Origin of the sequence: Cellulomonas sp. Root485, from assembly GCF_001426705.1 — a bacterium.
Lineage (GTDB): Bacteria > Actinomycetota > Actinomycetes > Actinomycetales > Cellulomonadaceae > Cellulomonas.
In genome coordinates this window covers 594,974-613,020 of the sequence record NZ_LMFC01000002.1, presented here as the reverse complement: position 1 = coordinate 613,020, position 18,047 = coordinate 594,974, and the positions used below count along the sequence as shown (strand labels likewise).

Annotated in this window: 16 protein-coding genes and 1 tRNA gene; 6 read left to right on the top strand and 11 right to left on the bottom strand. The window is 73.3% G+C overall.

What is annotated here, in order from left to right:
• Positions 1–25 precede the first annotated feature (25 nt).
• The 6 genes from ASD16_RS11460 to ASD16_RS11440 all read right to left on the bottom strand — a co-directional run bounded on the left by ASD16_RS11460 (position 26) and on the right by ASD16_RS11440 (position 4,036).
• Positions 26–102: transfer RNA gene (locus tag ASD16_RS11460), tRNA-Thr, on the bottom strand.
• 56 nt (positions 103–158) lie between these two features.
• The gene (locus ASD16_RS11455; RefSeq protein ID WP_055916995.1) at positions 159–1,064 is read right to left on the bottom strand and encodes a thioredoxin domain-containing protein; all 906 of its coding nucleotides are present in this window, start codon (positions 1,062–1,064) and stop codon (positions 159–161) included.
• A 49-nt stretch (positions 1,065–1,113) separates the two neighbouring features.
• The gene (locus ASD16_RS11450) at positions 1,114–1,611 is read right to left on the bottom strand and encodes a hypothetical protein (RefSeq protein ID WP_055916992.1); all 498 of its coding nucleotides are present in this window, start codon (positions 1,609–1,611) and stop codon (positions 1,114–1,116) included.
• Positions 1,612–1,640: 29 nt separating this feature from the next.
• Complete coding sequence (locus tag ASD16_RS11445; protein WP_055916989.1) at positions 1,641–2,057, bottom strand: hypothetical protein; 417 nt, start codon at positions 2,055–2,057, stop codon at positions 1,641–1,643.
• Entirely contained in the window at positions 2,054–2,224 is a 171-nt protein-coding gene (locus tag ASD16_RS21740; protein ID WP_157453900.1) for a hypothetical protein, read from the bottom strand. Before ASD16_RS21740 ends, ASD16_RS11445 begins: the two co-directional genes overlap by 4 nt.
• Positions 2,225–2,329: 105 nt before the next feature.
• Positions 2,330–4,036, bottom strand: coding sequence for a serine/threonine-protein kinase (locus ASD16_RS11440; protein ID WP_055916985.1), 1,707 nt, complete (start codon positions 4,034–4,036; stop codon positions 2,330–2,332).
• Positions 4,037–4,131: 95 nt separating this feature from the next.
• Between ASD16_RS11440 and ASD16_RS11435 the strand changes: the two genes are divergently transcribed.
• From ASD16_RS11435 to ASD16_RS11410, 6 genes are all read left to right on the top strand, one after another.
• Positions 4,132–5,580 (top strand): trehalose-6-phosphate synthase, encoded by a 1,449-nt coding sequence (locus tag ASD16_RS11435; protein ID WP_055916982.1) that lies wholly within the window; start codon positions 4,132–4,134, stop codon positions 5,578–5,580.
• The gene (gene otsB / locus ASD16_RS11430) at positions 5,573–6,346 is read left to right on the top strand and encodes a trehalose-phosphatase (protein ID WP_055916978.1); all 774 of its coding nucleotides are present in this window, start codon (positions 5,573–5,575) and stop codon (positions 6,344–6,346) included. The genes ASD16_RS11435 and otsB overlap by 8 nt, the downstream gene beginning before the upstream one ends.
• 55 nt (positions 6,347–6,401) lie before the next feature.
• The gene (locus ASD16_RS11425) at positions 6,402–7,925 is read left to right on the top strand and encodes a PQQ-binding-like beta-propeller repeat protein (RefSeq protein ID WP_157453899.1); all 1,524 of its coding nucleotides are present in this window, start codon (positions 6,402–6,404) and stop codon (positions 7,923–7,925) included.
• A gap of 2 nt (positions 7,926–7,927) precedes the next feature.
• Positions 7,928–9,415, top strand: a complete 1,488-nt coding sequence (locus ASD16_RS11420; RefSeq protein ID WP_055916972.1) for a PQQ-binding-like beta-propeller repeat protein — start codon at positions 7,928–7,930, stop codon at positions 9,413–9,415.
• Positions 9,416–9,593: 178 nt separating this feature from the next.
• Complete coding sequence (locus tag ASD16_RS11415) at positions 9,594–10,721, top strand: ABC transporter ATP-binding protein (protein ID WP_055916969.1); 1,128 nt, start codon at positions 9,594–9,596, stop codon at positions 10,719–10,721.
• A gap of 122 nt (positions 10,722–10,843) precedes the next feature.
• Positions 10,844–12,130 (top strand): DUF4032 domain-containing protein, encoded by a 1,287-nt coding sequence (locus tag ASD16_RS11410; RefSeq protein ID WP_055916966.1) that lies wholly within the window; start codon positions 10,844–10,846, stop codon positions 12,128–12,130.
• Here ASD16_RS11410 and rlmB read toward each other — a convergent pair.
• The 5 genes from rlmB to ASD16_RS11385 all read right to left on the bottom strand — a co-directional run bounded on the left by rlmB (position 12,127) and on the right by ASD16_RS11385 (position 18,011).
• The gene (gene rlmB / locus ASD16_RS11405) at positions 12,127–13,134 is read right to left on the bottom strand and encodes a 23S rRNA (guanosine(2251)-2'-O)-methyltransferase RlmB (RefSeq protein ID WP_055916963.1); all 1,008 of its coding nucleotides are present in this window, start codon (positions 13,132–13,134) and stop codon (positions 12,127–12,129) included. The two genes, ASD16_RS11410 and rlmB, sit on opposite strands and share 4 nt — an antisense overlap.
• 48 nt (positions 13,135–13,182) lie before the next feature.
• Positions 13,183–14,634 (bottom strand): cysteine--tRNA ligase, encoded by a 1,452-nt coding sequence (cysS, locus tag ASD16_RS11400; RefSeq protein WP_055916960.1) that lies wholly within the window; start codon positions 14,632–14,634, stop codon positions 13,183–13,185.
• Positions 14,635–14,959: 325 nt separating this feature from the next.
• Positions 14,960–16,144: an alanine racemase gene (locus tag ASD16_RS11395; protein ID WP_055916957.1), complete on the bottom strand. Its 1,185-nt coding sequence runs from the start codon at positions 16,142–16,144 to the stop codon at positions 14,960–14,962.
• Complete coding sequence (locus tag ASD16_RS11390) at positions 16,141–17,382, bottom strand: MFS transporter (protein WP_055916954.1); 1,242 nt, start codon at positions 17,380–17,382, stop codon at positions 16,141–16,143. Before ASD16_RS11390 ends, ASD16_RS11395 begins: the two co-directional genes overlap by 4 nt.
• A complete protein-coding gene (locus tag ASD16_RS11385) occupies positions 17,379–18,011 on the bottom strand; it encodes a TetR/AcrR family transcriptional regulator (protein ID WP_055916950.1) in 633 nt (210 codons plus the stop codon). Before ASD16_RS11385 ends, ASD16_RS11390 begins: the two co-directional genes overlap by 4 nt.
• Positions 18,012–18,047: the final 36 nt, after the last annotated feature.

Here is an 18,047-nt window from a genome sequence, read left to right as displayed (position 1 = left end):
GTCGGTGTCCGCGGCGGTGCTGAGGTGGAGCCCCCTATCGGATTCGAACCGATGACCCCCTGTTTACAAGACAGGTGCTCTGGCCGACTGAGCTAAGGAGGCGGGCGCGCCCAGGATAACCGGGCGCCCCGTTGCTGGGGCGCCCGGTCACCGCAGGGTCAGGACTTGGCGGCGTCGACCGCCTGCTTCAGGGCGCCGGGGGTCTGCCAGTCCTGGAACGGCTCACCGTTGATCAGCACGGTGGGCGTCGAGAACTCGGGCCGGTCGGTCCCCGCCTGGGCGGTCGTCGCGGCGCTCCACGGGGCGAAGATCCGCCAGGTGCCTTCGACGGACTCCTCGTCCTGGGTGGCGAAGGTGCCGTCCACGGTGTCCGTGAACGTCGCGGTGACCTCCGCGGGGACGCCGAGGTCCTCGGCGATCTGGGCGATCTCGGCGTCGGAGCGACCCGAGGTGCCCTCCTCCGGCTGGTCCTTGTACAGCGCGGTCACGAAGTCGGTGAAGTGCTCCGGCGACTTGTCCGCGACGATCGCGGTGGCGTTGACCGTGCGCGTCGAGTACGAGCTGCCCGCGGAGAGGTGGTCGAGGATCGAGACCGGGTGGTATGTGATGGTCACGCCGCCCTCCTCGAGCATCGCGTCGAGGTCGCCGGCGTTGGTCTCGTCGAACTGGCCGCAGTAGGGGCACATGTAGTCGAAGTAGATGGTGAGGTCGACGTCGCCGTCACCGGCGGTGCCGACGTCGTCGCCACCCGAGCCGCTGACCGGGATCCCGCCCTTGTCGTTGGCGGGGGCAGGCGCGGTGACGTCGTCGAGCGCGGGCGCGACCACGTTCTCGGCGCCCTGGCCGTAGGTGACGTTCGAGTTGGCGGCCTCGTTGGCCTTGTTCTGGTTGAGGATCGAGAAGACGACGGCGACGAGCGCGACGACGGCGACGACGAGGCCGCTGATCGCGAGGATGCGGTTCCGCCTGGCCTTGCGCTCCTGCTCCTTGCGCATCTGCGCAGCCTTGGCGCGGGCTTCGTCGCGGCGTACTGCCTTGGTGGGACGCGGGTCGTTGGTGGGCATGGGTGCTCCTGGTACGTGGGTCGGGCAGCGGACTGGGTCGGGGTGGCTGTCAGGCCACGACCGGCGGACCCCGTCGCGCGATGCCGCCCACCAGCACCCGCTCCGTCCAGGTGGCGACGACCGGGCCCGGCTGGAGGCTCGGGCGGCTCGGCACCGGCAGCGGGCGGGCGGCACGCCAGGCGCCGCGCAGAGCCCGGCCGACGAGCAGCCGCACCTGTCGCGCGGCCCGGACGAGCAGGGCCGACAGACCGACGCCGCACACGGTGAGCAGGAGGTACAGGGAGGCGACCGGCGCAGCCACGGTGAGCAGGACGACGGCGCCCTGCGACATCGAGCCCAGCCCGTACGTGCCCTCCGGGCAGTCCGCGGCGTCGCGGAGCACCGACAGGCGCAACCCGAGCGGGCCGAGGACACCGGCGGCGCTGACACAGTCGTGCAGCAGCACCCGGCCCTGGGCGGCGACGACGGCGGCGAGCCCGGCGAACGCGACCGCGACGGCCAGCGACAGGCGCGGGACGGCCCGGTGCGGCCCTCCTCGCGCGATCATGCGGCACAGCGTAGAGCGCGCGGCTGTGATCACGTCACGCGAGGCTGTCGGACGACCTCGACGTCGAACCCGAACGACCGCTTCCAGTCCTGCGCCAGCCGCCCGCCGGCCCGGCGCACGATCCCGCGCAGCCACCACTCCTCGGGGTCGATCCCCGGGAACGCGTGCTCCATGAGCAGCGGCTGGAACCGCGCGTCGATCGTCATCACCCGGCGCCGGAACCCCGCCATCTCCGGGAAGCCCGTGAGGCTCGGGTCGCGCATCGCGGCCTCGATCGTGGTGCGGGCCATCGCCTCGTTGCCGTACGCGAACTCGTCGCCCCGGTAGCCGCGCTCGCACTCGGCCACGAAGCTCGCCCAGCGGTCGAGCAGGTCCGCGGGGGTGTCGTCGCGCCACACGCCGCGAGCGCGGACCACCGCGGTGAACGCCTCCTCGAAGGCGGTCACTTGGCGATCTCGCGCAGGAAGTACTCGTAGCCCTCGTCGGGACGGAAGTACGCCACGATCACGTCGCCGCGGAACACCCCGAGCGCCCCGTTGCGGTGGTCGAAACGCACGACGTCACCGTTGCTGCGCCGTCCCGCGACGACCTCGGCCTCTGCTTCTGCGGACATGTGTGCGCCTCCCCCCGGTCACCGAGCCTTCACCCAAGAGGGTGAGTGCTCGACACGCCAGGCGGGTCCCGCATCGCGAGACGGGAAACCGTCCGTCCAAATCGGTTAGGGCAGCACGGGGGTGGGCAGCGGCGCCCAGGTGATCGGTGCGCCCGTGAGGATCTGCACGATGAAGACGGCCGACGCGGCCAGCAGGATGACGGTCGCGACGAGCGCTCCGAGCGGCCCCGGGGCCACGACCGCGAGCACGCGCCGGGCGCCGGTGCGGGTCATGAGGGACAACGGACCCCACCAGACGACGGCCGCGCCGATCAGCACGAGCGCCCCGACCAGGATCGTGGCCGTCAGTCCCTGCGGCTCCTGGCCGGACGGTGAACCTCCCACGGTCCAGTGGTCGTTGCCGATGAGCCACCAGGACACCCCGAGCACGATGACGACGATGCTGGTGGCGACGACGAGCGACGGCAGCAGCCCGACCACCGAGCGCAGCAGGTGCCACGGCGCGGTCGCGACGGCGATCGGCCGGTCCGAGCGTCGGACGCCGGCCCGCTCCCGCCGCCCGTACATGGCCTCGACGGTGGAGCCGATCGTCCGCACGACCACCACCACGAGCACGAACACGACGAGGGCGATCCCCGGGTACAGCGCGCCGGCCGAGCCCAGCAGCAGAGCGGCCGCGAGCAGGGTGCCCCAGCGCCGCAGCGCCGGTGGGCGCTCGTAGCCGGATCCCTCGGGCTCCGGTTCCTCGGACGCGTCGAGGTCCTCCTCGATCCAGTCGACCCCCTCGGGGTCGTCCTCCCACTCCTCGTCCTCCGGCTCGTCGACCGCGGTCGGGTCGAACGCCCGCGTCTGCCCGTCGTTGGCTGCCGCGACCGGCGCGACGGCCGCGGCTGCAACCACCGGCGCGACCGCCACGGTCGCGGGCTCGGGGCCCAGCACCGTGGTCCCGACCACGTCGTCGGCGGTCAGCACGGTGGTCTCGGTCTCGTCGGCGACCGGCTCCCCCTCCGCGACCACCAGCGTGAGCGCGGCGACCACGTCGTCCGGGGCGGTGCGGTCCGCCGCGTCGGGGGCGAGCGCGCCACGCAGCGCCGTCGCCGTCAACGGCCCGAGGCCGTCGAGGTCCACGTCGCCCGAGCGGGCGCGCGCGAGCACCGCCTCCAGCGGGCGGGAGCCGAACGGGGGCCGGCCCGTGGCGGCGAACACCAGGACCGCCGCCCAGCCCCAGAAGTCGGACGCGTCGTCCGGCTCCTCGCCGTCCAGCAGCTCGGGCGCCAGGTACCCGGGGGTGCCCAGGACCAGTCCGTCGGAGGTCAGCTTGGAGTCGTCGGCGGCCTGCGCGAGCCCGAAGTCGATGAGCACGGGGCCGTCGTCGCCGATGATGACGTTCGACGGCTTGAGGTCACGGTGCACCACGCCGGCGCCGTGCACCGCGACGAGCGTGTCGCGCAGCCCCTCGGCCAGGTCGAGCAGCTCCTCCGCGTCGAGCGTGCCGCGCTCGCGCACGTGCTCCTCGAGGTTGTCGCCCGCCACCAGCTCGGTGACCAGGAACGCCTCCGTCGAGTCGGCCTCGGCGTCCAGCACCGCGGCGACTCCCGGGTGCTTGAGCTTCTGCAGGGCGTGCACCTCGCGGCGCAGCCGGTCCCGCGTCACCGCGTCGGACCCGACGTGCGGGTGCAGCAGCTTGAGCGCGACGGCGTCGCCGCCACCGTCCACGGCGCGGTACACGGTCCCCATGCCGCCCGAGCCGAGCGGGGCGACGACGGTGTAGCCCCCGATCTCCGAGCCCGGCTCCAGCCCGATCCGTTCCATCCAGGCACCGTATCCGCCGCCCCGCGCAGACTGCTGGGCAACGCGCGGTTCGACCTGCACGGATAGGGTCGGTCACGACCCGAGGAGTTGATGTCTTGCCTTCCGACGCGCCCGCGCACGGCTACGACTTCGTCGTCGTCGCGAACCGTCTTCCCGTGGACGTGAGCCTGGACGACGACGGCGAACCCACCTGGACCCGATCCCCCGGCGGTCTCGTCACGGCGCTCGCGCCGGTGATGGCGAGCACGTCCGGCGCGTGGGTCGGCTGGGGCGGCTCACCCGACCTCGAGCTGGAGCCGTTCGACGTGGACGGCACCGAGCTGATCCCGGTCGTGCTGACCGAGGACGACCTGGAGAAGTTCTACGAGGGCTTCTCCAACGACACCCTCTGGCCGCTCTACCACGACGTCATCGAGCCCCCGGCGTTCCACCGCCAGTGGTGGGACTCCTACCAGAAGGTGAACCGGCGCTTCGCGCAGGCGGCCGCGGACCAGGCTGCACAGGGCGCGACCGTCTGGGTCCACGACTACCAGCTCCAGCTGGTCCCGAAGATGCTCCGGGAGCTGCGTCCCGACCTGCGCATCGGGTACTTCCACCACATCCCGTTCCCGCCGCTGGAGCTGTTCGCGCAGCTGCCGTGGCGCGTCCAGGTGATCGAGGGGCTCCTGGGCGCGGACCTGGTCGGCTTCCAGCGGGCGGGCGACGCGGCCAACTTCGTGCGCATCGTGCGACGGCTCACGGACCTCACCACCCGCGGCCAGATGGTCACGCTGAACGAGGCCGAGGGGCACAGGGGCCCCGGCCGGCACGTCCGCGCCGCGGCGTTCCCCATCTCGATCGACTCCCACGCGTTCGACGAGCTGGCCCGCACCGACGCCGTCCGCGAGCGCGCCCTGCAGATCCGCCGCGAGCTGGGCGACCCCGAGTTCCTGCTCCTGGGCGTGGACCGGCTCGACTACACCAAGGGCATCCGGCACCGCATCAAGGCGTACGGCGAGCTGCTGCTCGACGGCCGCCTCTCCCCGCAGAGCACCACGCTGGTCCAGGTGGCCAGCCCGAGCCGGGAGAACGTGGGCGCGTACCAGCAGCTGCGCGACGACGTGGAGCTGCTCGTCGGCCGGATCAACGGCGACTACGGGCAGGTGGGCCACGCGCCCGTGCAGTACCTGCACCAGTCGTTCCCCATGGAGGAGATGGCGGCCCTCTACCTCGCGGCGGACGTCATGCTCGTCACGGCCCTGCGCGACGGTATGAACCTGGTGGCCAAGGAGTACGTCGCGGCCCGGTCCGACGACCGCGGCGCATTGGTGCTCTCCGAGTTCACGGGCGCCGCCGACGAGCTGACCGGCTCGGTGCTGGTGAACCCGCACGACATCGACGGGATGAAGGACGCGATCACGTACGCCGTGCACATGGACGCCCGCGAGTCACGCAAACGCATGCGCAGGCTGCGGCGGCGGGTGCTCGGGCACGACGTCGTCGCCTGGTCCGAGGACTTCCTCGCCGCCCTCAACGCCGTCCCCGTGCGAGCCTCCCGTGACTGACGCGCTGCGCACGGCCCTGACCGCGCTCGCGGACGACCCGGCCCGCCGCCCGCTCCTGGTGGCCCTCGACTTCGACGGCACCCTCGCCCCGCTGCAGGACGACCCGTCCGCGTCACGCATCCTCCCGGCGGGCGTCGAGGTGCTCGCCCGGCTCGCCGGGACGTCGGGGGTCGCGCTCGCGCTGGTGTCCGGCCGGGCCATGCACGACCTGCACGTCCTCGCCCACGTGCCCGCGGGCACGTTCCTCATCGGCAGCCACGGGGCCGAGCGGGCACGCGTGACCACGTTCGGGCTCGACCGTGACGTCGTCCAGCTGACCGACGAGCAGGCCGACCGCCTGGCGTCGCTCGGCGCGGAGGCGGCACGGATCGCGCGCGGCAGGGACGGCGTGTGGGTGGAGACCAAGCCGACCGCTGTCGTCGTGCACACCCGCCTCGCCGAGCCGGCCGTCGCCGAACCCGCCGAGCAGGAGGCGATCGCCCTCGGGGAACGGCTCGGCTCCGGCGTCCTGCACGGCAAGGACGTCGTCGAGATCTCGGTCCTGCGGGCGAGCAAGGGCGAGGCGCTCACGGCGCTGCGCGACGAGCTCGGCGCACCCGTGGTCCTGTACGCGGGCGACGACGTCACCGACGAGCACGCCTTCGAGGCGCTCCGCGACGACGACGTGACCGTCAAGGTGGGCCACGGGACGACGGCCGCGCGGTACCGGGTGGACGGCCCCGACGAGCTCGTGGCAGCGCTCGCGACCCTCGCCGACGGGCTGTAGGACCTCACCCGCCCTCTGCTGGTCGGTGCTGGGACCGAGGCGTAGCGTGCGCCTCATGCCCGGCCGCATGCGCGAGGTCGAGCTCGTCGAGGCTGTGGACGAGCTCGAACAGGGCCGCTCCCGCCCGGGCCCGCGCGTGCCGGAGCCGTTGCTCGAGGTCGAGGACGTGTCCGACGACGTCCTCGCGGCACGGACCTGGGTGCGCCGGCACGCTCCCTGGCTCGTCGCGTCGGTCGCGCTCGTCATCGGCTCGCTCGCCGTCACCCAGCTCGTCCTCGACCATCGCGAGGACGCCCGGGTGGCCGCGCTGGCCGCCATCCCGGGGATCGTGCCGCCGGTGGACGCGTCGATCGGGGTGCTCTGGCGGGCCGGGCCGGAGCTCGCACCCGTGCTCCAGTCCGGCGCGGTGGTGGACGACCGGCTCGTCGGGGGCGTGCAGGACGCGTCGGGCAACCCCGTGATCGTCGGTCTCGACCCCGGCACGGGCGCGGTCGCGTGGCGCACCCCGGTGGACCTGCCCACCCCACAGCCGACCCCGACGAGCGCGTCACCGGAGCTGTGGATCTCCTGCAGCGCCGTCCCCCACGGGGAGTCGCAGGTGGCCGCGTGCGTCTCCCAGCAGTTCGGCGAGGAGGTCAGAGGCATCCCGCCGTCGTCCGTCTGGGTGATCGACCCGGCCGACGGCCGGCTGCTGGCGGACCGCGAGGTCGAGGGCGGCTGGGGGCTGGCGTTCGTCGACGACAGCCTCGTCGTCGCGCAGCCCGTGCCGGACGCCACGGGCCGGTGGGAGGTCGGCGCGACCGACATCGTCAGCGGCGCTGCGCGCTGGACGTGGACGACTCCCCGGACCGTGGCCGCACGTGACGAGGAGCCCAGCGGTACGGCGTCGCTCCAGGCGTTCGACGACGACCTCGTCCTCACCGTCGACGCGCACGCCTGGGTCCTCTCGGCGGCCGGCGAACCCGGGCTCGACGTCCAGCTCGACGACAGCTCCTGGCTCGAGCGGGCCCGGTCGGGCGTCTTCATCGAGAGCACGTGGACGTCGTCCGCCTACAGCGGGACGCTGCTGCTCGCCGACGGCACCCGGGTCCCCATCGACGAGACCGCCGGCTGGCTCGCGGTCGACGACGGGTCCGCGCCCGACGTCCTCTTCACGGTGGGGCAGGCCCCCGGGGGCGCCGACGGCCTCTCCGGTCGCTCGGCGGCGACGGGCGCGGTGCTGTGGCACGTCGCGGGCACCATCGTGACCGGCCTCCTGCTGGACGGGACCGTGTACGTCGCGACGACGGAGACCCTGCTCGCGGTGGACGCCACCACGGGTGACGTCCTGTGGACCACCGAGATCGACCACATGCCCCAGCAGCTGTCGACCGACGGCCGCTACCTGCTGCTGCCCGGCCCCGGCGTGACCCTCGAGGCGTACACGCTGAGCGACGGCGCGCTGGCGTGGACCGCGGACCTCGCGCAGGAGGTCGCCGGGGACCGGTCGGCGGTGTTCGTGCAGGGCTTCCAGTCGGGCTGGCACGACCCCCGGCTGTACGTGTGGATGGACACCGGCGCCGTGGCGGTCCTGGGCTGACCATGGCCTCCACGGTCACGCACGCGCACCTCGCCCCCGTCGAGCTGGACGACGAAGGCCTCATCGGGCCGCAGGACGCGGGCACGGGCCGGGCGCCCACGTGGGTACGACGGCACGCCGCCTGGCTGGCCGGTGCGGGCGCCGCCCTGGTGCTCGCGCTCGTCGGCGTGCAGACGGTGCTGGACGCCCGCGAGCGCGAGCGCCTGGAGTACCTGGCCGACGTGCCCGGCGTGCTCAGCCCGCTGCACGACCCGCCGGGCGCGCTGCGACCGTGGGCGCCGAGCGCGGGTTCGCTCGTCGCCGACGACGCCACCGGGCGCTGGGCCATCGGCGCGCGGTACCACCTCGGCGGGGTCGACCTGCGCGGCACCGACCCGGACACCGGCGACGTCCTGTGGTCCGTGCCGTACTCGCTCGACGACGCGCTGCCGCCGGGCGGACGCTCCGAGTTCCCCGCCGTCTGGGTGCGCTGCACCACGACGACCTCCGCCGACGGCCCCCTGGCTGTCTGCGCGGCGGAGGTCTCGCCCGTGGCCACCGGAGGCGCCGTCACCCCGTTGCTCGTGCTCGACCCGGCGACCGGCGCGAGCCTGGCGACCATCAGCCTGGCAGCCGGGTCGCTGTGGTCGGCGACGGGGTCGCACCTGGTCGTCGCAACCCCGCACCGGGACGCCGCAGGTGCCGTGCGCTGGACCCTCACCGCGACCGACCCCGCCACCGGCGAGGTGCGGTGGCAAGGACGGACCCCGCTGGTGCCCGAGGTCCACGCGGTGCGCCTCGGTGACCGCGTGATCCGCTCCCGGGCCGACCTGACCAGCGACGAGGACCGGGTGCTCCTGACCGACAGCGGGCACGCCTGGCTGTTCGGTGCCGACGGGGAGCCGCGCGGCGACGTGACGGTCGAGTCCGACGGCTGGGCGGAGCTGGCCCGCGCGGGCACGCTGGTGTGGACACCGTGGCGGGCCTTCGCGGTCCCCGCGGGCATCCTCGTCACCCGCGACGGCACGCGCACCGCGGTGGGCGAGCGGCCGGCCCGGCTCGCGGTCGACGACGGCAGCGCGCCCGACGTGGTGCTGCTCTCGGACAGCGAGGCCGCCGGCGAAGCCTCCCTGGTCGGTCGTGACGCCACGTCCGGGGAGGAGCTCTGGCGCCTCACCGGCACGACCGGCGAGGCCCTGCTCGTCGACGGCGTCGTGCACGTCGCGCAGGGTCACGAGGTCCGCGCCCTCGACGCCCGGTCGGGCGTGGCCCGCTGGGTCGCGCACGTCGGCGCACCCCCGGTGTACGTGGGCACCGACGGCTCGCTCGTCGTCGTCGTCACCGCCGACCGCACCCTGCGCGGGTTCGACCGGGCCGACGGACGGCTCGCCAGCGTGGCCGACGTCGCCCGGCACCTGGCCCGCGACCCGGGCGGTGTCGACCAGGTCAGCGAGTACGCCGGGCGGCTCCTGGTGAGGTTCCGGGACGGGTCCGGGGTCCTGGTGGGGTGACAGCGGGGTCAGTGTCCTTCGTCACACCCGGGTGTGGACGTTCCACACCGGTATGGCATGATGACCGCGGGCCACCGAAGGATCCCTCCTTCAGGGGCCCGTGTCATCGAGGACACTCTTGACACTCTTCACTACGGATCGTCCGGCACGTACCTGCCGGTGAAGGGATTGATCAGCCATGGCAACGGTCACTTTCGACAAGGCCTCCCGGGTCTACCCGGGCACCGAGCGCCCCGCGGTCGACGCGCTCGACCTGCACATCGAGGACGGCGAGTTCCTCGTCCTCGTCGGCCCCTCCGGTTGTGGTAAGTCCACCTCGCTCCGCATGCTCGCGGGGCTCGAGGACGTCAACGCGGGCCGCATCCTCATCGGCGACCGCGACGTCACGGACGTCCAGCCGAAGGACCGGGACATCGCGATGGTGTTCCAGAACTACGCGCTGTACCCGCACATGACGGTCGCCGACAACATGGGCTTCGCGCTCAAGATCGCCGGCACCCCCAAGGCGGAGATCCGTCAGCGCGTCGAGGAGGCTGCCAAGATCCTCGACCTCTCCCAGTACCTGGACCGCAAGCCGAAGGCCCTCTCCGGTGGCCAGCGTCAGCGCGTCGCCATGGGCCGCGCCATCGTGCGTTCGCCCCAGGTGTTCCTCATGGACGAGCCGCTGTCGAACCTCGACGCCAAGCTCCGCGTCCAGACCCGTACGCAGATCGCGTCGCTGCAGCGTCGTCTCGGTGTCACCACCGTGTACGTCACGCACGACCAGACCGAGGCCCTCACCATGGGTGACCGCATCGCGGTCCTCAAGGACGGACTCCTGCAGCAGGTCGGCACGCCGCGCGACATGTACGACACCCCGGCCAACGTCTTCGTCGCCGGCTTCATCGGCTCGCCGGCCATGAACATCGGCACGTTCCCCGTGCTCGACGGTGTCGCCAACCTGGGCCGCGCCCGCGTCGCTGTCCAGCGCTCGGTCATCAGCCAGTTCACCGACGACGACAAGAACCACGTCACGGTCGGGTTCCGCCCCGAGTCGCTCGACGTCGTGCCCGCCGGCACGCCGGACGGCATCCCGGTCATCGTGAACATCGTCGAGGAGCTCGGCTCCGACGCGTTCGTCTACGGCTCGCTGACCAACGAGTTCGGCCACGCCGACGCGGTGCACTCCGGTGCCGGCGACGCTCAGGTCATCGTGCGCGTCGACCCGCGCCAGGTCCCCTCCAAGGGCGAGACGATCTACGTCCGGATCCGCGAGGGCGAGACGCACCTGTTCCACGCGGGCTCGGGCCAGCGCATCGAGGCCTGACCTTCGCACCACCCGACAGGGCGGTTCCGGCTTCGGCCGGGACCGCCCTGCTCGTGTTTCCGGCGGCCCGTTGTCGCTTTCGTCAGGCTGCCCTGTGGGCGTTCTCTGAGAGGATCGAACCCATGAGCCCGACGCCGCAGCGCCTGCAGATCACCGCGGCCTCGCCCGACCCTGCACTGCTCGACCTGCCCTGGCACATCCCGTTGGAGGAGTGGCCGGCCGAGACGCTCGCCGCCCTCCCCCGCGGCATCTCCCGGCACATCGTGCGGTTCGCGAAGATGTCCGGCCGCGTCATCGCCGTCAAGGAGATCGGCGAGACGGTGGCGTACCGGGAGTACGAGCTCCTGCGCCAGCTGCGCCGGCTCGACGTGCCGAGCGTGGAGCCGGTCGGCGTGATCACCGGCCGGCGCGACCCTGACGGCGAGCCGCTCGAGGCGGTGCTGATCACCCAGCACCTGCAGTTCTCGCTCCCGTACCGCGCGCTGTTCAGCCAGTCCCTGCGCCCCGACACCGCGACCCGCCTCATCGACGCGCTCGCGGTGCTCCTGGTCCGGCTGCACCTGGTCGGCTTCTACTGGGGTGACGTGTCCCTGTCCAACACCCTGTTCCGCCGGGACGCCGAGACGTTCGCCGCGTACCTGGTCGACGCCGAGACCGGCGACCTGCACGACCGGCTGTCCGACGGTCAGCGCGGTTACGACCTCGAGGTCGCCCGCGTCAACATCATCGGCGAGCTCATGGACCTGCAGGCCGGCGAGTTCCTCGAGGAGGACGTCGACGCCGTCGCCATCGGGGACGCCCTCGCGGAGCGGTACGGCGAGCTGTGGCGTGCGCTGACGGAGTCCGAGTCGTTCACCTTCGGGGACCGCTGGCGCGTGCAGGCCCGCATCGACCGCCTCAACGACCTCGGCTTCGACGTCGGCGAGCTCGACATCACCACGGACGTCGACGGCACCAGCGTCCGGATCCAGCCGAAGGTCGTCGACGCCGGGCACCACTCCCGTCGGCTCATGCGCCTCACCGGCCTGGACGTGCAGGAGAACCAGGCCCGCCGCCTGCTCAACGACCTCGACGAGTTCCGTGCCGCCACCGACCGGCAACGCGAGGACGAGTCGTTCGTCGCGCACGACTGGCTCACCGAGATCTTCGAGCCCGCCGTCCGCAGCGTCCCCCGGGACCTGCGCGGCAAGCTCGAGCCCGCGCAGATCTACCACGAGCTGCTCGACCACCGCTGGTACCTGTCCGAGCAGCAGGGCCGTGACGTGCCCATGAAGCAGGCCGCGAAGAGCTACGTGAAGAACATCCTGCCGACGCGCCCCGACGAGCAGGCGATCCTCGGCGTGCAGGCCGGCGAGATCCCGGACACCGACATGTTCCCGGCCATCGACCCGGACCAGATCATCGGCTAGCTGCTGCGCTGCCGGGCGACCTCGAAGAGCGCGATGCCCGCGGCGACACCGGCGTTGAGCGACTCGACGGCCGACGCGATCGGGATCGACGCGATGGCGTCGCACTGCTCGCGGACCAGTCGTGACAGGCCCTTGCCCTCGGAGCCGACGACCAGCACCAGCGGGTCGGTCGCGTACGGCAGGTCGGTGATCGACACGTCGCCGCCGCCGTCCAGCCCGACGACGAACACGCCCGCCGCCTTGAGCCCCTGCAGCGTGCGCACCAGGTTGGTCACCCGCGCGACCGGCACGCGCGCCGCAGCACCCGCGGACACCTTCCACGCCGACGCCGTCACACCCGCCGCGCGCCGCTCGGGCACCAGCACGCCGTGCGCGCCGAACGCGCCGGCCGACCGGAGGACCGCCCCGAGGTTGCGGGGGTCGGTCACACCGTCGAGCGCGACGATCAGCGCCGGTCGGTCGGTCTCCGCCGCGGCGTCCAGCAGGTCGTCGTCGTCCGCGTACGCGTACGGCGGCACCTGGATGGCGACACCCTGGTGCACCGACCCGTCCGTGAGGCGGTCGAGCTCGGACCGGCTGACCTCGAGCAGGGGGTAGTTCGAGTTCCCGGCGGCGCTGATGATCTCGCGCGTGCGGTCGTCACCCTCCAGGCGGGACGCGATGTACACGGTCGAGACCGGGATGCCCGCGCGGAGCGCCTCGACCACCGAGTTCCGGCCGGACACGATCTCGTGCGTCGAGCTCTTCCGCCCGCCCTTGGACCCGGCCGCACTCCGGCTGGCGCCGGCCGACTGGCGTCCCGACGTGCCGCGCGTCCCGGCGACCGCCCGGCGCTCCGCGGCGAGCTTCGCCTTGTGCGCGGGGTGGTACTCGCGGTCCTCCGCCTTGGGCGTCGGCCCCCTGCCCTCGAGGGACCGGCGGTTCTTGCCGCCCGTCCCGGCGCTGGCGACCTTCTTGGAGCCGCCCTTGCGGACGGCGCCGCGGCGCTCAGAGTTTCCGGCCATGTTCAGTTCTCCATTCGTGTGGAGCCGAGCCGCCCGCTCTCGCGGGGCTCAGCCCTCGTCTCGGTGGTCGGTGTCGGCACGCGCGGCGAGTGACCAGCGCGCTCCGGTAGATGAGTCCTCGACGACGATGCCGGCCGCGGCGAGGCGGTCCCGGATGGCGTCGGACGTGGCGAAGTCGCGGGCGGCGCGCGCCTGCGCGCGGGCCTCCAGCTCGGCGGCGACCACGGCCTCGAGCGCCCGGGCGTAGCGCGCGTCGCTGCCGTGGGCGCGCCACTGGCTGCCGCCGGGGTCGAGGCCCAGCACGTCGAGCATGGCCCGCAGCACCACCATCGCGTCTCGGGACTCGTCCAGGTCACCGCGCGCGAGCGCGGAGTTGCCGGTGCGCAGGTGCTCGTGCACGACAGCGAGCGCGGCGGGCACGTTGAGGTCGTCGTCCATCGCGGCGACGAACTCGGCGGGCAGCTCGGCGCCCGCGACCTCGGCGTCGTCGGCCACCCCGACCTTCTCGGCGGCGCGCTCGACGAATCCGGCGAGCCGGTCCCAGGTGGCCTCGGCCTCGCGCAGGGTGTCGTCGGTCCACTCGAGCATCGAGCTGTACTGCACCGCCGTCATCGCGTAGCGCAGGACCGCCGCGCGCTCCTTGGCCAGCACGACGGTGACCAGCAGCCCGTTGCCGAGCGACTTGCTCATCTTGGCGCCGCTCTGCGTGACCCAGCCGTTGTGCAGCCAGTACTGCGCGAACCCGTAGCCGGCGGCCCGCGACTGGGCCTGCTCGTTCTCGTGGTGGGGGAAGCGCAGGTCGAGGCCGCCGCCGTGGATGTCGAAGGACTCGCCCAGGTACCGCTGCGCCATCGCCGAGCACTCGAGGTGCCAGCCCGGCCGGCCGCGGCCGAACGGGGTGTCCCAGGAGGCCGTCTCGGGCTCGCCCGGCTTGGCGGCCTTCCAGAGGGCGAAGTCGCGGGGGTCGCGCTTGGCGTCGTCGTCGACGGTGCCGTCGGGCGCGGGGATCATGTCGTCGACCCGCTGGTTGGTCAGCGCGCCGTACTCGGGGTAGCTGCGCACGTCGAACCACACGTCGCCAGGCCCGGTGGTGTACGCGTGGCCGGTCTCGACGAGGCGGTCCATCAGCTCGACCATCGACGGCACGTGGCCGGTCGCCCGCGGCTCGTAGCTGGGCGGCAGCACACCGAGGGCGTCGTAGGCCGCAGTGAACGCCCGCTCGTTCGTGGCGGCCCACGCCCACCACGGCTCACCGGCGTCGGCGGCCTTGGCCAGGATCTTGTCGTCGATGTCGGTGACGTTGCGCACGAGCGTGACGCGGTGCCCCGTGCGGCGCAGCCAGCGCACCAGCACGTCGAACGCGATGCCCGAGCGGAGGTGCCCGATGTGCGGCGGCGCCTGCACCGTGGCCCCGCACAGGTAGATGCCCACCTCGTTCGGCACGAGTGGGACGAAGTCACGCACCGTCCGGGTCGCGGTGTCGAAGAGGCGCAGGGTCACCGGTCAAGGCTACCGGCGCGGAACCCTCCCGCCTCCCGCACCCCCACAACCCCCGACGCCGACCCACTCACCCGCGCAACGTCCGCACAACGACGCCCCCCAGCGCCTACGAGTGCGGACGCTACGGATGAGGGTTCGCGAACGTCCGCAAAGGAGAGGCCTCCAAGCACGTTCCAACGCGGACGTCGCGGCAGCACCGAGGACGTCCGCAGATTCAAGCGCTCTGACGACCGAATGCTCGGACGCTGGGCCGGAAGCGCGGGGACGTCCGCGCGGATTCGCGCGTCCTGGCGACCGGATGTGCGGACGTTGCGCGCAGGAACGGTCAGCCGAAGGTGTGGTGCTCGCCGCGGTACGTGGGGACGGTGGACTCGATCGTGGTGCCGCGGACCAGGTGGACCTGGTCGAAGCGCTCCATGACCTCGCCGGACTTGGCGTGCCGGAACCAGACCCGGTCCCCGACGCGCAGGTCCGCGCCGCTCGACAGCCGTAACGGCGTCTGCACCTCGCCGGCGCCCTCGCGGCTGGTCAGCGCCAGCCCGGCAGGCCAGACGGGACGCGGCTGGCGGGACTTCGTGGCGGGACCGGAGGCGATGTAGCCGCCGCCGAACACGGTGGCGAAGCCGGGGCCGGGGACGCGGACGACATCGAGCCCGAAGAACGCGGCGGGCCGGGGGACGAACGAGCGGTAGGCGTCGAACAGGGTCGGCACGAACAGGCCGGAGCCGGCGGTGACCTCGGTGACGACCGGGTCGGCCGCGCTGGACGCCACGGAGCCGGAGCCGCCGGAGTTGATCAGCGACAGCTCGTGCCCGACGGCGGACTGCACGGCGTCGACGACCGCGGCGCGGCGGACGGCGAGGTCCCGGATCGACAGCCGCTTGACGGCACGGACGGCGGGCGAGGAGTCGGGCAGCCCGGCCACCTGGGCCTCGTAGAACATGACGCCGACCACGTCGACCCCGGACCGGCGGGCGATCACGGCGGCGAGCGCTCCGGCGTCGGCCGCGGAGTGCACCGGCGAGCGCCGGACGCCGAGGTGTGCGGCGACCGGACCGAACCGCACCTTGAGGGAGGCGTCGACGTCGATGCAGAGGCGCAGCGTGGTGCCGTGGGCGTCGGCCGCTCGGGCGGCGAGCTCGACCTGGGCGGCGTCGTCGACCATGAGCGTGACGGCGCGGGCGGCGACCGGGTGGGCAGCCAGGGCGTCCAGCGCGCCGGTGTCGACGCTCGGGTAGCCCAGCAGGACGTCGTCGACGCCCTGCGCGACCAGCCAGAGCGCCTCGCGCACGTTGTAGCCCATGACCCCGGCGAACCCGGGCAGCGCGAGCACGCGATCGAGCACGTGCCGGACCCGGACGGACTTGCTGGCGACGCGGATCGGCGTCCCGCCGGCCCGGTCCACGAGGTCGGCCGCGTTGGCGTCGAGGGCGTCGAGGTCCACCACGGCCAGAGGGGCGGCCAGACCCCGCGTCGCCTCGTCGAGACGCTCGCCGAGGGTGCGGGTCATGCACCGGCTCCGGCGGTGACGGGTGCGCCGCTGTGCCGGGTCACGCCGAAGCGGCCGGCGAAGACCGCCACGACGACCACCAGCACGATCGGCACGACGAAACCGTAGTGCAGCGACGACGTGCTGCCGATGGCGCCCACCAGCACGCCGCCGAGCACCGCACCGACGTAGTTGAAGACGTTGAGCCGCGCCACGACCGCGTCCGCGTGCCCCGGAGCGAGGTCCCCGGCGGCGGAGAAGCACAGCGGCGCGATGACGCCGAGGCCGGCACCGGCGACCGCGAACCCGGCCAGGCCGGCCCACGGTCCGGGCGCCGCGACGACCAGCACGAGCCCGGCGGCGCCGACGAGCGCCCCGGTGCGCAGCACGACCACGCGGCCCCACCGCCGCACGAGCGGGTCGCCGGCGAGCCGCGACGCGAGGGTCGTCGTGAGGTACGCGGCGTAGCCCAGCGGCGCGAAGGACGCGGCGGCGAGGAGGACGTCGCCGAGGTAGATCGTGCTCCAGGTGGAGATCGCGGTGTCGGCGACGTAGAACGCGACCACGCCGAGCCCGAGCAGGAGGACGGCCCCCCACGGGACGACGGGCTTGCCGCCACCCGACACGGGCAGGGCCAGGGCCTCGTCGGGCCTCGCGACGCCGTCCGCGCGGACCGGGACGGTGACGCGCCAGCCGGCGCGCAGCACGCCGACCGCCGCGAGGACCGCCACGAGAGTCCCGGCCAGCAGCGCCACCGCGACCGGGTCGGTCGGTGTGCGACCGACGGTGGCCGCGACGAAGACGGCGCCGGCGATGCCGCCGACGGACCAGGAGGCGTAGAACCCGGTGAGCAGGGACCGGCCGTACTCACGCTGGATGGCCACGGCCTGCATGTTGGTGCCGGCGTCGACCATGCCGAGCCCGACGCCGTACACCGCGAACCCGAGGGCCAGCACGGCGAAGACGGGGGCCACGGCCGCGACCACGACGGCGGCGGCGACGATGAGGAGGCCCGCTCCGAGGACGATCCTGCTTCCCCCGGCGGTGCGCGCGACCCGGTCGGCGACGACCGTGCCGACCGCGGCCATGAGGCAGACGCCGAGCACGACGAGGGTGACCTGCCCGTCGTCGATGCCGTACCGGTCCTTGAACCCCTCGAGGCTGGTCAGCACGGTGGCGTAGGCGAAGCCCTGGCCGGCGAACCCGGCCGAGACCGCGATCCGGGCGCGACGGGCCGACTCAGCAGCAGGGGCGCTCACGCGAGGGTCGCGGCGGCATCGGCCTCGAGCGAGGACGGGACGGCCACCGTGGCGAGGAAGCGCCCGAAGCCCTGCAGCCCGGCGCGGGCTGCCTCGCTGTCGCCGTCGACGAGCCAGGCGAGGGAGAAACCGTCGATGACCGCGACGACCGTGCGCGCGAGAGTGCCCCGCGGGACCGACCAGCTGACGTGAGCCGACCGCTCGACGAGGTCCAGGACCTGCTCGGCGGCCGCCCACTGACCGCGGTACTGCTCGATGGCGACCTGGTTGAGCTCGGCGTGCCGCAGCGAGGACGTCGTCAGCTCATAGCTCAGCAGCTGCGGGCCGCGGGAGTCGCGGATGCCTGCCCACAGGGCGTCGATGACACCCTCGATGACGGACTCGGGGTCGTCGGCCTCCGGCGGTAGCTCACCGAGGCTGCGTTCGAGGTTGGCCGACGTGATGGCGTGCGCCATCGCACGCAGCAGCTCGTCCTTGTCCTGGAAGCAGTAGTGCACGACCCCCAGCGAGACGCCGGCCTCTGCGGCGACGGCGCGCACGGTGGCGGCGTCGATGCCGTCCCGGCTCGCGACGGCGAGCGCAGCCTCGATCAGCTGCTCGCGCCTCTCGGCCACAGGCAAGCGGTTCATGACAGGGTTCCCCTCCCTCTAGCGACGGCCCCACCG